Raw genomic sequence first — 14043 nt, 5'->3', positions numbered from 1 at the left:
GCTTCACCCAATATTGATTCTCATCTGGGCGACCGGGCGCGGACTATGCTCCGGCCCATGCGAACCGTATGGACCGTGGGCCATTCCACGCGTGAATGGCGCGATTTCGTCGATCTGCTGCTGCCGGCCGGAATCCAGGCCGTGGCCGACGTGCGGCGCTATCCGGCCTCGCGTCGGCACCCGCAGTTCGACGCCGCGTACCTCGCGGCCGCGTTACTGGAGGCGGGCATCGAGTACGTGCCGATGGTGGAACTCGGCGGCCGGCGTACGGCGCGCACGAATTCGCACAACACTGCATGGCGCAATGCGTCCTTCCGCGGCTACGCGGACTACATGGAAACGGACGAGTTCCAGCACGCGCGCGATCGCCTGGAGCGTCTGGCTGCGCAACGACGCACGGCGGTGATGTGCGCCGAGGCGCACTGGACGCAGTGCCACCGAGCGCTCATCAGCGACAACCTGAAATCTCGCGGCAGGGAGGTGATCCACCTCATCGCGCCCGATCGCAGCGAGGTGCATCCATACACGAAGGCGGCGCGCATCCGCGACGGTCGGCTCGATTACGGCGCCGATGAGGTAACGGCGCAGGGCGACCTGTTTTAAGCGGAGGCGACAGGTTCGGACGGTGCGGCGAGGTGTGCCCCGGGTGCGCTTCGCTTACCCGGGCTACCTACTGATGGCTACTTCGCCTCGGCGATGCGCGAGGAGTGCGAGGCGATCATCTTCCACGCGCCATCGCGCTGCACCCACACGCGCGTGAAGCGGAAGCGGCCGCTCCACGGCTGGCCGTTGCTGATGCCCGACTGCACGCTCGTGCCGGTGACCACGACCGTATCGCCGTAGCGGCGGACACGCAGGTCCTCGTTGCCGATGCCCTGGTTGCGGCGTGTGGCGGTGCGCAGTTCGTCGAGATAGTCGGCCTTGTGCTGCACGCGGCCGTCGGAGTGCGTGAGCATCCAGTCTTCGGCGAGGATGCGTTCGAGCCCTTCGACATCGGGCTTCATGCGCATCTCGTTCCAGGTGGCGTCCATGGCGAGCAGGTCGGCATCGCGTTCGAACGCGAAGGCCGTCGGTGAGGCGAGCAGCGCGAGCGTGAGGAGGATCGTCCGGATCATGGCGTGGCCCTGCGTGTGGATCGGCCGCCGAAACATCGTGCGGCATCTGAAGCCGTCATCCCCGCGAAGGCGGGGATCCGGGAATGACAGCACTTGGGTACGGGAAAGGCGACATGGCTGATCGAACCCCTCTCCTGAGCAGGAGAGGGGCCGGGATTCAGCAGGGAACCATCACCTCGGCGGATCCAGTCGCAGCAGCTTGCCGTCGGTCTCGTCGGTGAGCACGTAGACCTTGCCGTCGGCGCTTACGCGTACGTCGCGGATGCGCGCGCCGACGTCCTTAAGCAGACGCTCCTCGCCGGTGATCGTGTCGCCGTTGAGCGACAGGCGGATCAGGCTGCCATCCGCCAATGCGCCCAGGAACAGGCTGTCGTTCCACTTCGAACCCGGCTGCCCGGTGAGGAAGGCCATGCCCGACAGGCCCGGCGACACTTCCCACACGTGATACGGCTGCTCCATGCCCGGCGCCGAGGTGCCGACGGCTTCGGGAATCTTCAGGCCGGAGTAGTTGATGCCGTGGGTGATGATCGGCCAGCCGTAGTTCTTGCCCGGCTCGGGGATGTTGATCTCGTCGCCGCCCTTCGGGCCGTGTTCGGCTTCCCACACCTTGCCGGTGCGCGGATCCAGCGCCAGCGACTGCATGTTGCGGTGGCCGTAACTCCAGATTTCCGGACGCGCGTCCTTGCGGCCGACGAAGGGGTTGTCGGCCGGAACGCTGCCGTCCAGGTTCAGGCGCACGAGCTTGCCCTGCAGCATGTCCAGCTTCTGCGAGGTCGGACGGTCGTTGCGCTCGCCCTGGCTGATGAAGACATGGCCCTTGCCGTCGAAGACGATGCGCGAGCCGAAGTGGTTCGGCCCGACCAGCTTGGGCTCCTGGCGATAGAACACCTTCACGTCGGTGAGCGCGCCGTCGCCGAGCGTGGCGGTGGCGACCGCCGTGCCGGCGCTGCCGTCCGGGCCGGGTTCGGAATAGCTCAGGAAGAGGCGCTTGCTGGTGGCGAAGTCGGGCGCGAGCACCACGTCGAGCAGGCCGCCCTGGCCTTCGGCCCAGACGGTCGGCACGCCGGTGATGGGCGCGGATACCGCGCCGTCGGTAGAGACATGGCGCAGGCGGCCCGGGCGCTCGGTGACGAGGAAGCCGCCGTCGGGCAGCAGGGCGACGCTCCACGGGTGCTCCAGCCCGCCGGCGAGGGTGGTGACCGTCACCTGGCCGTTCTGGCTGGCGACGGTCTGCGTCGACAGCGCCTTGGGTGCGGCGGTGGCGGGCTTGGCCGGGGCGGCGTCGCCTTCGCCCTGGCGCGCCTGGCAGGCGACGAGCGTCATCGAAAGGGCGAGGGCGAGCGTGGTGCAGTGCAGGGCATGGCGCATGGGGGCAGGGCTCCTGTCCGGATGTGCAGTCGAAGGATGGGGCGAGGGGCGCAGCGACAAAGTCGCGGCCGGGGGCTCAACGATAACCGGCCGCCTGAAGTTCGAACAATTCCGCATAGCGGCCGCCCTGCGCCAGCAGCTCCGCATGGGTGCCGCTGGCCTCCAGCCGGCCTTCGGCGAGCACGAGGATGCGGTCGGCCATGCGCACGCTGCTGAAGCGGTGGGAGATCAGCACCGCGGTCTTGCCGCGCGAGAGGTCCTTGAAGCGCTGGAAAACCTCGAACTCGGCGCGCGCATCCAGCGCCGCCGTCGGCTCGTCGAGGATCATCACCTGCGCATCGCGCATGTAGGCGCGCGCAATGGCGATCTTCTGCCATTGCCCGCCGGACAGGTCCACGCCGGTCTTGAAGCGCCGGCCGACCAACTGGTCGTAACGCAGCGGCAGGCTTTCGATCATCTCGTCGGCCGCCGCGCGGCGCGCGGCCTCGCGGATGCGCGCGGCGTCGTCCATCGCTTCGATGCGGCCCACGCCGATGTTCTCGCCGGCGGTGAGGTGGTAGCGCACGAAGTCCTGGAAAATCACGCCGACGTTGCCGCGCAGGTCGTCCAGGTCGTACTCGCGCAGGTCGCGGCCGTCGAGCAGGATGCGGCCTTCGTCCGGGTCGTACAGACGTGCGAGCAGTTTCACCAGGGTGGTCTTGCCGGCGCCGTTCTCGCCGACCAACGCCAGCACTTCACCGGCGCGCAGTTCGAAATCGAGCCCGCGCAGCGCCCACTTCTCGGCGTCCGGATAACGGAAGCCGACGTTTTCGAAAACGAACCCGCGCGCGATCGGGCGCGGCACCGGCAACGCATCGGGCGGGGAGACGATCTCCGGCTCGATCTCGAAGAACGAGAACAGGTCGTCCAGGTACAACGCCTGTCCGGCGACCTGCGAGAAGCCCACCAGCAAACCTTCGAGCAGTTGGCGCAGGCGCAGGAAACTGCCGGCGAGGAAGGTGAGGTCGCCGATGCTGAAATCGCCCTTCACCGTGCGCCAGGCGATGTAGGCGTAGGCGATGTAGTACGCCAGCGTGCCCAGCGCTGCCAGCAGCGTGCCCCAGAAGGCGCGGCGGCGGGCGAGGGCGCGGTTGGCGCGGAAGAACTTCTCGGCCAGTTCGCGATAGCGGGCGATGAGGAAGCGGTGGAGGTTGAAGATCTTCACCTCCTTCGCCGTTTCCACGCTGGCGCCCATCTGGCGCACGTACTCGAGCTGACGGCGCTCCGGCGTCCAGGCGAAGTTGAGCGAGTAGCCCAGCGCGTTGAAATGCGCTTCGCCGACGAACGCCGGCACCAGCGCGATCGCCAGCAGCACGATCAGCCACGGCGCGAAGACGAGCAGGCCGGCGGCGAAACTGACGACGGTGATCGCATCCTGCACCTGGCCGAACAACTGGCTCATCAGGTTCATGCGGCCCATCGTCTGGCGACGTGCGCGATCGAGCTTGTCCTGCAGGTCGGGGTCCTCGAAGTCCTCCAGGTCGAGCATCGCCGCGTGTTCCATCAGGCGCACGCTGGTGGCGTTGGTGAACAGCTCCGACAGCAGCGCATCGCCGTAGCTGACGATGCGGCCCAACAGGTCCGAACCGATGGCCAGGGCGAACTCCAATGCCAGCAGCGCGAACAGCGTGTCCAGCTGCCCGCCGTGCCAGGCCTGCGCGATGGAGTCGAAGCCCTTGCCGGCCGCGACCAGCCGCACCGCTTCGTCGATGATGAGTTTGCCGACGTAGAGCGTGGCGACCGGAAGGAACGCGCGCACGACGCGCAGGGAGATCGTCGCCAGCGTGAGTCCCGGGCTGGTGGCCCAGATCTGCCGCAGAAACGGCGGCAGATTGCGCAGCGCGTCGAAGCGTTCGCGCAGGCTGGGGTGGGAGGCGGGACGGGCCGCGTGGGGATCGCTCATGTGGCGATTGTGCCCTGAGTGCGTGCGCAGCCGGTGTCATCGGGGGCGATGACGTCCCGGTTGTCATCTCCGCCTAAGGTGAGGATCCATCTTTCAGGCGTTGCATGCCTGGCGAAGGGTGATGAAGCGAAGAGTTGGATCCCCGCCTTCGCGGGGATGACGGCAAGAAGGGGGATGACAGCGGGAAGGGCATGACAGCAGGAAGTGCGCCTAATGCTCCCGCGGCTGCCGCATGGGCCGTCGGCGATTCTCGTCGCGATCGCGGTCTTCGATGTCGTCGCGCTGGTCGTACGAGGAACTGGAAAAACCGCTGCCTTGCTGATCGAAACCGCTGCGCACGGCCTGGCCGGGCGGGCCGAACGAATGCGCGCCGCGATCGACGTGCAGGCGGTTGTGCACGTCGCGCACGCCCTGCACGGCGACGGCGAGGTCTTCGGCCAGATGCTTCATGCGACGCTCGGGCACTTCGCCGGTCAGGGTGACGACGCCGGACTCGACGGCGATGAGAATCTCGCGCGCGTCGATGTCGTCGTCGCGGGTGAGGCGTTCGATCAGGTCGTCGGCGATGCGCTCGTCAGAGCGCGTGAAGTTGCGCGGGCCGCGCCCGCGATGCCCGCCGATGCGGGGCGCGTGTTCGGGTCTGGCGACGGTGTCGCGGGGCGGCTGCCGGAAATCGCCGAAGCCGCCCTGGCCCGGATAGCCGAACCCGTCGTCTTCGCGCGTGGGGCCCCAGACGCGGTTGGTGACCGAGGGCAGGCCGCGGTAGAGCTCGTCGCGGTGGCGTTGTTCGCGGTCGCGGTCGTCGTCGCGGTGTCTGGCCATGGCGGGCTCCGGGAGTCGTGTGGGGACCACGATGCTGGGGAAGTCGCGGTTAGCGGGGTGGCAACGGGTTGTGATCGCTTTGTTCCGATGTGTTTTCCTACTCCGTCATCCCGGCGAAGGCCGGGATCCAGGCCAATCGCGCATTCGCCCGTGATCGCACTTCACCGCGTCATTCCAGCGGAAGCTGGAATCCATTTGGCTTCTGTCTGAGGCGGCGGCGTCGGTTCCATAGAGCAAGATGGATTCCAGCTTTCGCTGGAATGACGGGATGTGTCCGCGACAGCGTGACAGCCTGGGTCCCGGCCTTCGCCGGGATGACGGCAACGGGAAGAGCTGCAATCAACCTGTGGCTCAGGTTGTCTTGGTGGAGGGCTTTCCGGGCTTCTTCACCGTCTTCACTGCCTTCTTCACTCGCTTCTTCACCGCCTTCCCCGGCCCCAACTCAATCCAAGTCGGCGCATGGTCGCTGGGCTTGGGCTGTCCCCGGACCCATCGATCCACGCCGGCCGCACGCAAGCGCGGGGCCAGTTCCGCGTTGAGCAGCAGGTGATCGATGCGCAGCCCGGCGTTGCGTTCCCAGTGCTGGCGGAAGTAGTCCCAGAACGTGTACACGCGCTCCTCGCCGAAGACGTGCCGCAGGCAATCCAGCCACCCCATCGCGAGCAGCCGTTCGTAACGCTCGCGACTTTCCGGCTGGAGCAGCGCGTCCTTGCGCCAGGACTTGGGGTCGTAGATGTCCTCGTCGGTGGGCACGACGTTGTAGTCGCCGGCGATGACCACCGGCTGGCCGCTGTCGTACCACTGCTGCGCGCGCACCAACAGGCGGTCCATCCACGCCAGCTTGTAGTCGAACTTCGGCCCGGGCTGCGGATTGCCGTTGGGCAGGTACAGGCAGACCACGACGATGCCATCCACGGCCGCCTCGATGTAGCGGCTCTGGCTGTCCTCGGGATCGCCCGGCAGGCCGCGGCCGATCTCCCCCGGTTCCGCGTCACGGGCGAGGATCGCCACGCCGTTCCACGATTTCTGGCCGTGCCAGATCGCGCCGTAGCCGGCGTCGGCGATGGCCTGGGCGGGGAAGGCGTCCTGCGGGGCTTTCAGTTCCTGCAGGCAGGCCACATCCGGCTGTTCCTTGCGCAGCCACGCGAGCAGCGCGTCCAGCCGGGTGTTCACGCCGTTGATGTTGAACGTGGCGATCTTCACGCCGCATCGGGCTCCGTCCGCACGAAGGCGCCACGCTATCCCGGCACTCGTGAAGGCCCGGTTCCCGACGTCCGACAGGTCCCGCATCCGCGCGCCGACGGCTAGACTCGGCTTCCGCTTTCCAGGGGAACGACACGATGCTCCGTCACGCACTGCTCGCCGCGGTCGTCGCCGCCGGTCTGTCCGCGCCGCTCGCATGGGCGCAGGCGCCCACCCGCACGCCGTCCACGCAGGCCCAACCCGCCAGTTCGGCCGCGCAGGCGCTGCACGCGTTGTTTGCCGAGGAATGGGAACGCGGCATGCGCGAAAACCCGGAGGAGGCGAGCTGGCGCGGCGACAAGCGCTACAACGATCGCTGGACCGACATGTCGATGGCCGCGATCCAGCAGCGCATGGACGGCGACCGCCAGGCGCTGCAGCGCTTGAAGGCGATCGACCGCAATGCACTGAGCGAAGCGGATCGACTGAACTACGACGTCTTCGCCTGGGATCTGGAGAAGGCCGTCGAGCGGCAGAAGTACCGCGAATACCTGCGCCCGATCAGCCAGCGCGGTGGCGTGCAGAACGCGGAGGGCATCGCCGAGGTGCTGCCGTTCGCCAGCGTCAAGGACTATCGCGACTGGCTGGCACGCATGCGCGCCCTGCCGGCGCTGCTCGAACAGAACCAGGCGCTGATGCGCGAAGGCATCGCCGCCGGCAACACGCCGCCGCGCGTGCTGATGGAGCGCGTGCCGGCGCAGATCCAGTCCCAGTTGGTCGACGATCCGACGAAGAGTCCGTTCTACAAGCCGTTTGCGAAATTCCCGGACGCGATCGGCGAGGCCGACCGCGTGGCGTTGCAGAGCGAGGCGAAGCAGGTCATCGCCGAGAGCGTCGTGCCGGCCTACCGTCAGTTCGACGCCTTCTTCAAGAACGACTACCTGCCCAAGACGCGCGAGTCGATCGCTGCGGTCGATCTGCCCGACGGCAAGGCGTACTACGACTTCGTGGCCCGCTATTTCACGACGACGAACCTGACGGCCGACCAGATCCACAACATCGGCCTGAAGGAAGTCGCGCGCATTCGTGGCGAGATGGGGAAGGTGAAGGCGGAGGTCGGCTTCAAGGGCACGCTGGCGCAGTTCTTCGACCACCTGCGCACCGATCCCAAGTTCTTCTACAAGACACCGCAGGAGCTGTTCACCGGGTACGAGGCGATCTCCAAGCGGATCGACCCGGAACTGGTGAAGGTCTTCAAGACCATCCCGCGCCTGCCGTACGGCGTGCGGCCGATCCCGGACAACATCGCCCCCGACACCACGACGGCCTACTACCAGCCAGGCGCCGTGGACGGCACCCGCGCCGGCTTCTACTACGTGAACCTCTACAAGCCCGAGGTCCGGCCGAAGTGGGAAATGATGGCGCTGTCGCTGCACGAAGCCGTGCCCGGGCACCACTTCCAGTTCGCGCGTGGCATGGAACTGCCGGATGTGCCGATGTTCCGTCGCGTGGGTTACTTCGTCGCCTACGGTGAGGGCTGGGGTCTGTATGCCGAGCGCCTGGGCTACGACATGGGCCTGTACGACGATCCCTACGACCGCATGGGCCAGCTCGCCTACGACATGTGGCGCGCGGTGCGCCTGGTGGTGGACACCGGCATGCACAGCAAGGGCTGGAGCCGGGACCAGGCCATCGCCTTCTTCATGGACAACGCGCCCAAGACCCGCCAGGACGTGGTCAACGAGATCGACCGCTACATCGGCTGGCCGGGCCAGGCGCTGGCCTACAAGATCGGCCAGCTCAAGATCTCCGAACTGCGTGAGAAGGCGACGAAGCAGCTGGGGCCGAAGTTCGACCTGCGCGCCTTCAACGATGCGGTGCTGGAGACCGGGTCCGTGCCGCTGGAGGCCCTGGAAGCGCACATCGACGCCTGGATCGAGGCCCAGAAGGCGGCCTGAGGCGGGGCCGCGGGGCAGGGCGCACGCACATTTGCGCCCAAGCCATTGAATCGGCCATAATTTCCGGCTCCCGCGGCTCCGGCCGCCGGGAGACCTTGCTCCACTGCGCCCACTTCCGGGCCCGGGGGGCTGATCCGGACGCGCGGTGAATGACGTTCCCGCCCGGCCATCATCCACAAGGAATCACACCATGCGTCATTACGAAGTCGTGTTCCTGGTCCATCCGGACCAGAGCGAGCAGGTGCCGGCCATGATCGAGCGCTACAAGGGCTTGATCGAAGGCGGCGAAGGCAAGATCCACCGTCTCGAGGACTGGGGCCGCCGTCAGCTGGCCTACCCGATCGAGAACCTGGTCAAGGCCCACTACGTCCTGCTCAACATCGAGTGCACCCAGAACGTGCTCAACGAGCTGGTCGACGGTTTCCGTTTCAACGACGCCGTCCTGCGCCACCTCGTGATCAAGCGCGACGGCCCGGACACCGAGCAGTCGCTGATCATGAAGTACAAGGACGAGAAGGGCGACAAGCCCGAGCGCGGCGAACGCCGTCGCCGTGACGAGGAAGGCGAGAGCGTCGGCACCGCCGATGACAACGCCGACGACAACGCCGAAGCCGCCTGAGGATCACCCAAATGTCCAAGTTCTTCCGTCGCCGCAAGTTCTGCAAGTTCACCGCCGAGGGTGTGAAGGAGATCGACTACAAGGATCTCAACACCCTGCGCCAGTACCTCACCGAGACCGGCAAGATCGTGCCGAGCCGCGTGACCGGTACCAAGTCGAAGTACCAGCGCCAGCTGTCGGCCGCCGTCAAGCGCGCCCGCTTCCTGGCTCTGATCCCGTACACCGACAACCACAACGCCTAAGGCGACGTCGTTTCCTCCCGCTGGGAGGAAACACCTTGTCCCCCTCTCCCGCTGCCGGGAGAGGGCAGGGGCGAGGGAAAGACGCCGCGGTCTTCGGACAGCGCAACCCGCTGCGGGCCTCGAGGCTCGCTAACGAATACGGAGCAACACCATGCAACTGATCCTCCTGCAGAACGTGCAGAACCTCGGCAAGCTCGGCGACAAGGTCAGCGTCAAGCCGGGCTTCGGCCGCAACTACCTGATCCCGTACGGCAAGGCCGCCCCGGCGACCCCGGCCAACCTGGCCGAGTTCGAGGCGCGCCGCGCCGAGTACGAAGCCAAGGCCAAGGCCTCCCTCGAGGGTGCCGAAGGCCGCAAGGCCGCGCTGGACGGCGTCGAGGTGACCATCTCGGCCAACGCCTCCACCGAAGGCAAGCTGTACGGCTCGATCAGCCCGCGCGATATCGCCGAGGCGCTGACCAAGCTGGGCCACAAGGTCGAGAAGTCGGAAGTCGTGCTGGGCGAAGGCCCGCTGCGTCGCACCGGCGAGCACGAAGTCGTTGTGCACCTGCACGCCGACATCGAAGCCACCGTCAAGGTCATCGTGGTCGGCGAAGTCGCCTGATCCGGTTACTGCACCAAGGCTTCATGGAAAGGGCGCCCCAGGGCGCCCTTTCTCTTTGAGGCGTTCGGAAAGGTCTGGAGCGTTTTCGGATTCTTCCGATAGGGTAGTGGGCGCGTGCGTGACAGAGTCGCGCTACCCACCCTGACGTTGCCGCCATGGACCAGAGCCTTGACGTTTTCTCGTTCGACCCGTCACTGGATCTGACTCCCTCCGGCCTGCAGACCTGCACACCCGCCCGCCAGGTCGCGCCGTCCTTCCCCGACCTGATCGCCGCCAGCCTGCGCGAAGCCTGCGAGGCGGATGGCGACGCGCTCTTTCCGATCATCGCCCGCCTGATCGACCAGCACATCGCCGGCACCGGCCAGACGCGACGTGTCGGCCGCTGGCGCGACGAGGCCTTGGACGAGCTGCTCTCCGTCATCTCGCCCGGCCTGTGCGCCCGCATCGGGGCGCAGGCCAGCGCGAACTGAGTCCCTGCGCCCTTGCGTGGGGCGCAGCTTGCCTACCGTCCGTCGTCTCATCGTGTGCGACACGCCTGTGCGCTCATGCGGCGCATGAGTATCCACGCGATATCCACAGACTTATCTGCAACGCTCCGACGCGTTCCGCGTCTACGATGCCCGACCCGCGACAACGACATGTCCGCCATCACGGCGCAGGGAAGGGGTGACTGAGGGCATGAGCGCACGAACTGGTTTTCGCGGTGAGAAGCGGTTCGAGACGCGCAGCGAGCAGCGGGTCGACCAGTTGCGCGTGCCGCCCCAGTCGATCGAAGCGGAGCAGGCGGTGCTCGGCGGCCTCATGCTGGCGCCGGATTCCTGGGACCGGATCGCCGACCAGCTTCACGACAACGACTTCTACCGTCGCGACCACCAGCTCATCTACCGCGCGATCCGCGAACTGGCCGACAAGAACCGGCCGTTCGACGCGGTCACGCTGGGCGAATGGTTCGAATCGCAGGGCCTGAGCGAACAGGTCGCCGGTGGCGCCTACCTGATCGAGCTGGCCAGCACCACGCCTTCGGCCGCCAACATCGTCGCCTACGCCGAGATCGTCCGCGACAAGGCGATCCTGCGGCAGCTGATCGACGTGGGCACGGGCATCGTCAACGACGGCTTCCAGCCCGACGGCCGCGACTCCAGCGAGATCCTGGAAGAGGCCGAGCGCCAGGTGCTGGCGATTGCCCAGGCCAGCTCGACCGGCAAGACCGATTTCACTCCGGTGACCAAGGCGCTGTCGGAGGCCTTCGACACCCTGCAGACGCGTTACACCAACGGCGGCGGCGTGACGGGCCTGTCGACCGGCTATACCGAGCTCGACATGATGACGGCCGGCCTGCAGAAGACCGACCTGATCATCCTCGCGGCGCGTCCGGCGATGGGCAAGACCACGCTCGCGCTGAACATGGCCGAGACCGCCGCCTTCCGCAGCAAGCTGCCGGTGGCGGTGTTCTCGATGGAAATGTCGGCCTCGCAGCTGGCGATGCGACTGATCTCCTCGGTCGGTCGCGTCAACGCGCAGCGCCTGCGTACGGGCCAGCTGGAAGACGAGGACTGGAGCCGCGTCACCGGCGCGATCCGCCAGTTGCGCGAGGTGAAGATCTTCATCGACGACGAGCCCGGCCTGTCGCCGGTGAAGCTGGCCGCCAAGGCGCGTCGCCTCAAGCGCGAGCACGGCGGCCTGGGCCTGATCGTCATCGACTACCTGCAGCTGATGTCCGTGCCTGGCAACAGCGAAAACCGCGCGACGGAAATCTCCGAGATCTCGCGCTCGCTCAAGGGCCTGGCCAAGGAACTGCAGGTGCCGGTGATCGCGCTCTCGCAGCTCAACCGCTCGCTGGAAACGCGTACCGACAAACGCCCCGTCATGGCCGACCTTCGCGAATCGGGCGCCATCGAGCAGGATGCGGACATGATCATGTTCATTTACCGCGACGACTACTACAACAAGGAGAACTCGCCGGACAAGGGACTGGCCGAGGTCATCATCGGCAAGCAGCGTTCGGGCCCGACGGGTTCGTGCAAGCTCAAGTTCTTCGGCGAGTACACGCGCTTCGACAACCTCTCGCACGATTCGGTCGGAAGTTTCGAGTAAGCGCGACGACGCACGGCTCACGGCGCAGCACCTACGCTGCGCCGCATGGAGCGCGAGCATGTGGAATCTCAGGCGATCGTCAGCGTCGGTTACGACCCGGACCGGCGGCTGCTGGAGGTCGAGTTCGAAGGCGGCGCCGTCTACCGTTACTTCGATGTGCCCCCCGAACTGCATGCCGGGATGATGACGGCACCGTCGCAAGGTCGGTTCTTCGCGCAGTACCTGCGCGACGCGGGATTCGACTACATCCGCATGGACAGCGACGAAGGCGCGGATTGACGTCGCCCTAACGAACGACGGTGCAGCGTTGGGGCATGGTCCCATCGGAGTCGTCACCATGCGTCGTTCCCGCACATTCGTTCCCGCCCTGATCCTGGGCGCGCTCGGCCTGGCGCTGACGTCTAACGCTGCCGCCTGGCAGACCAAGAGTTCCACTGCCGCCAAGAGCAGCGCGAGCACCAAGCAACCGCGCTGCTACGACGTCGAAGTCGAGAAGCCCAAGGAGGTCAAGGACGAGCACAAGATCACCGGCACGGTGGTCGGTGGCCTCGCCGGCGGCCTGCTCGGCAACCAGGTGGGCGGGGGCAGCGGCAAGAAGATCGCCACGGCGGCCGGTGCCGTCGGCGGCGCGTTCGCCGGTCGCAAGATCCAGGACAACCAGCAGAAGAAGACCGAAACGGTGGTCGAGCGGCGCTGCGATCCATAGCGCCCGGCATCCTGCCAGTCCCGTCTCGCGCGTTTAGGCCGGAATCCCCGGACGTCCGCGTGATGCCGGCCGAGCGGGAACGGCGCCTTGCATTGCGCCCGTAGCGCATTCGTGGGCGCTGCTTCTGCTTAGAATGAAGCCCCGCATCCCCTCCGCATCGGGACCGAAGTGCAGCAAACGCCCGGCATGCCCCCGGCCGTCAGCGAGCGTCCGACTCGCATCACGGTCGACCTGGACCACCTTTCCCACAACCTGCGCACCATCCGTGCGCACGTCGGCGTGCCCGTCATGGGCATCGTCAAGGCCAACGCCTACGGCCACGGGCTCGTGCCGGTGGCGCTGCATCTGCAGGCGCAGGGGGTGGAGCAGTTGGGCGTGGCGTTCGTGGAGGAGGGCATCGCCCTGCGACGTGCGGGCGTGACCGCGCCGGTGCTGGTGCTGGGCGGCATCTTCGGCCCGCAGGTGGCGCAGTTCATCGCGCACGATCTGGAGATCACCGTTTCCTCGCTCGACAAGCTGCGTCAGGTCGAAGCCGCGGCCGAGGCGATGGAGCGCCGTGCGGTGATCCATCTCAAGATCGACACCGGGATGGAGCGCATCGGCGTGCACAGCTATTCGTCGCGGCCGTTCATCGAGGCGGCGGTGGGTTCGAAGTGGTGCGAGCTCAAGGGCATCTATTCGCACCTGGCATGCTCGGACGACCCGGCTTCGCCGATGACGTTGCAGCAGGTCGAGCGCTTCCACGACGCCTGCTCGCACATCGAACGCGCCGGCGCGCCGATGCCGCTGCGGCACCTGGCCAACTCCGGCGGTGTGCTGCATTTCCCGCAGACCTGGCTGGACATGGTGCGTCCCGGCATCGTGCTTTACGGCGTGCTGCCCGACCCGGCGTCGCAACGCACCATTGATGTGAAGCCGGCGATGACGCTCGGCTCGCAGGTCGTGTATTTCAAGGTGGTGAAGGCGGGCAACACCGTCAGCTACGGGGCGACCTGGCGCTGCGACCACGACACCCGCGTGGTCACCGTGCCGATCGGCTATGGCGACGGTTTCCCGCGTTCGTTGTCCTCGCGCGGTGAGGTGCTGATCCGCGGGCAGCGTTATCCCATCGTCGGGCGCGTGTGCATGGACCAGTTCATGGTCGACATCGGTCAAGACAGCGCCTGGAACGAGGACGAAGTCGTCCTCATCGGCCGGCAGGGCGACGAGGCCATCCGTGCCGAGGACGTCGCTGCGCTGGCCGGGACCATCCCCTACGAAATCCTCGTCGGCCTCAACGACCGCATTCCGCGCGAGTACCGGGGCGGGCCGGGCTGACCCCGTGGCAAGCCGGGGATGCAGCGCGATCGCCGCTGCATTCACGCCGGCCTTGGGCATACTGATCGCGGCGA

At 67.0% G+C, this 14043-nt stretch carries 15 protein-coding genes; 10 read left to right on the top strand and 5 right to left on the bottom strand.

The window, feature by feature from the left end:
• Positions 1-57: 57 nt before the first annotated feature.
• Positions 58-603 (top strand): DUF488 domain-containing protein, encoded by a 546-nt coding sequence (locus JI752_RS00780; protein ID WP_254200126.1) that lies wholly within the window; start codon positions 58-60, stop codon positions 601-603.
• A 77-nt stretch (positions 604-680) separates the two neighbouring features.
• Here JI752_RS00780 and JI752_RS00775 read toward each other — a convergent pair whose 3' ends face one another.
• The 5 genes from JI752_RS00775 to xth all read right to left on the bottom strand — a co-directional run bounded on the left by JI752_RS00775 (position 681) and on the right by xth (position 6450).
• Positions 681-1115 carry a nuclear transport factor 2 family protein gene (locus JI752_RS00775; protein WP_216958040.1) on the bottom strand — a complete coding sequence of 145 codons (435 nt, stop codon included), beginning with the start codon at positions 1113-1115 and terminating at the stop codon, positions 681-683.
• 171 nt (positions 1116-1286) lie between these two features.
• Positions 1287-2483, bottom strand: coding sequence for a PQQ-dependent sugar dehydrogenase (locus JI752_RS00770; protein WP_216958039.1), 1197 nt, complete (start codon positions 2481-2483; stop codon positions 1287-1289).
• 76 nt (positions 2484-2559) lie between these two features.
• Positions 2560-4425, bottom strand: coding sequence for an ABC transporter ATP-binding protein (locus tag JI752_RS00765; protein ID WP_216958038.1), 1866 nt, complete (start codon positions 4423-4425; stop codon positions 2560-2562).
• A gap of 210 nt (positions 4426-4635) precedes the next feature.
• Entirely contained in the window at positions 4636-5247 is a 612-nt protein-coding gene (locus JI752_RS00760; RefSeq protein WP_216958037.1) for a BON domain-containing protein, read from the bottom strand.
• Positions 5248-5598: 351 nt separating this feature from the next.
• On the bottom strand, positions 5599-6450 hold the full coding sequence (gene xth, locus JI752_RS00755) for an exodeoxyribonuclease III (RefSeq protein WP_345777306.1): 852 nt from the start codon (positions 6448-6450) through the stop codon (positions 5599-5601).
• Between the two features lie 137 nt (positions 6451-6587).
• Here xth and JI752_RS00750 point away from each other — a divergent pair, with 137 nt between their 5' ends.
• From JI752_RS00750 to alr, 9 genes are all read left to right on the top strand, one after another.
• The gene (locus JI752_RS00750) at positions 6588-8387 is read left to right on the top strand and encodes a DUF885 domain-containing protein (protein WP_216958035.1); all 1800 of its coding nucleotides are present in this window, start codon (positions 6588-6590) and stop codon (positions 8385-8387) included.
• 190 nt (positions 8388-8577) lie between these two features.
• The gene (gene rpsF / locus JI752_RS00745) at positions 8578-9006 is read left to right on the top strand and encodes a 30S ribosomal protein S6 (RefSeq protein WP_216958033.1); all 429 of its coding nucleotides are present in this window, start codon (positions 8578-8580) and stop codon (positions 9004-9006) included.
• Positions 9007-9017: 11 nt separating this feature from the next.
• On the top strand, positions 9018-9248 hold the full coding sequence (gene rpsR / locus JI752_RS00740; protein ID WP_216958031.1) for a 30S ribosomal protein S18: 231 nt from the start codon (positions 9018-9020) through the stop codon (positions 9246-9248).
• A 151-nt stretch (positions 9249-9399) separates the two neighbouring features.
• Positions 9400-9852: a 50S ribosomal protein L9 gene (gene rplI, locus JI752_RS00735; RefSeq protein ID WP_216958028.1), complete on the top strand. Its 453-nt coding sequence runs from the start codon at positions 9400-9402 to the stop codon at positions 9850-9852.
• A 155-nt stretch (positions 9853-10007) separates the two neighbouring features.
• Positions 10008-10322, top strand: coding sequence for a hypothetical protein (locus tag JI752_RS00730; protein ID WP_216958026.1), 315 nt, complete (start codon positions 10008-10010; stop codon positions 10320-10322).
• Between the two features lie 208 nt (positions 10323-10530).
• Positions 10531-11946, top strand: a complete 1416-nt coding sequence (locus tag JI752_RS00725; protein ID WP_216958024.1) for a replicative DNA helicase — start codon at positions 10531-10533, stop codon at positions 11944-11946.
• Between the two features lie 45 nt (positions 11947-11991).
• Positions 11992-12225: a KTSC domain-containing protein gene (locus tag JI752_RS00720; RefSeq protein WP_216958022.1), complete on the top strand. Its 234-nt coding sequence runs from the start codon at positions 11992-11994 to the stop codon at positions 12223-12225.
• Between the two features lie 58 nt (positions 12226-12283).
• Positions 12284-12652 carry a glycine zipper 2TM domain-containing protein gene (locus tag JI752_RS00715; protein ID WP_216958019.1) on the top strand — a complete coding sequence of 123 codons (369 nt, stop codon included), beginning with the start codon at positions 12284-12286 and terminating at the stop codon, positions 12650-12652.
• A gap of 186 nt (positions 12653-12838) precedes the next feature.
• Positions 12839-13969, top strand: a complete 1131-nt coding sequence (gene alr / locus JI752_RS00710; RefSeq protein ID WP_216958017.1) for an alanine racemase — start codon at positions 12839-12841, stop codon at positions 13967-13969.
• Positions 13970-14043: the final 74 nt, after the last annotated feature.

It is taken from the genome of Lysobacter sp. MMG2, from assembly GCF_016735495.2.
In the GTDB taxonomy this organism is placed as follows: Bacteria; Pseudomonadota; Gammaproteobacteria; order Xanthomonadales; family Xanthomonadaceae; genus Lysobacter_J.
Note: the sequence above shows the minus strand (reverse complement) of the source record. Positions and strands in the feature narration are given on the sequence as shown.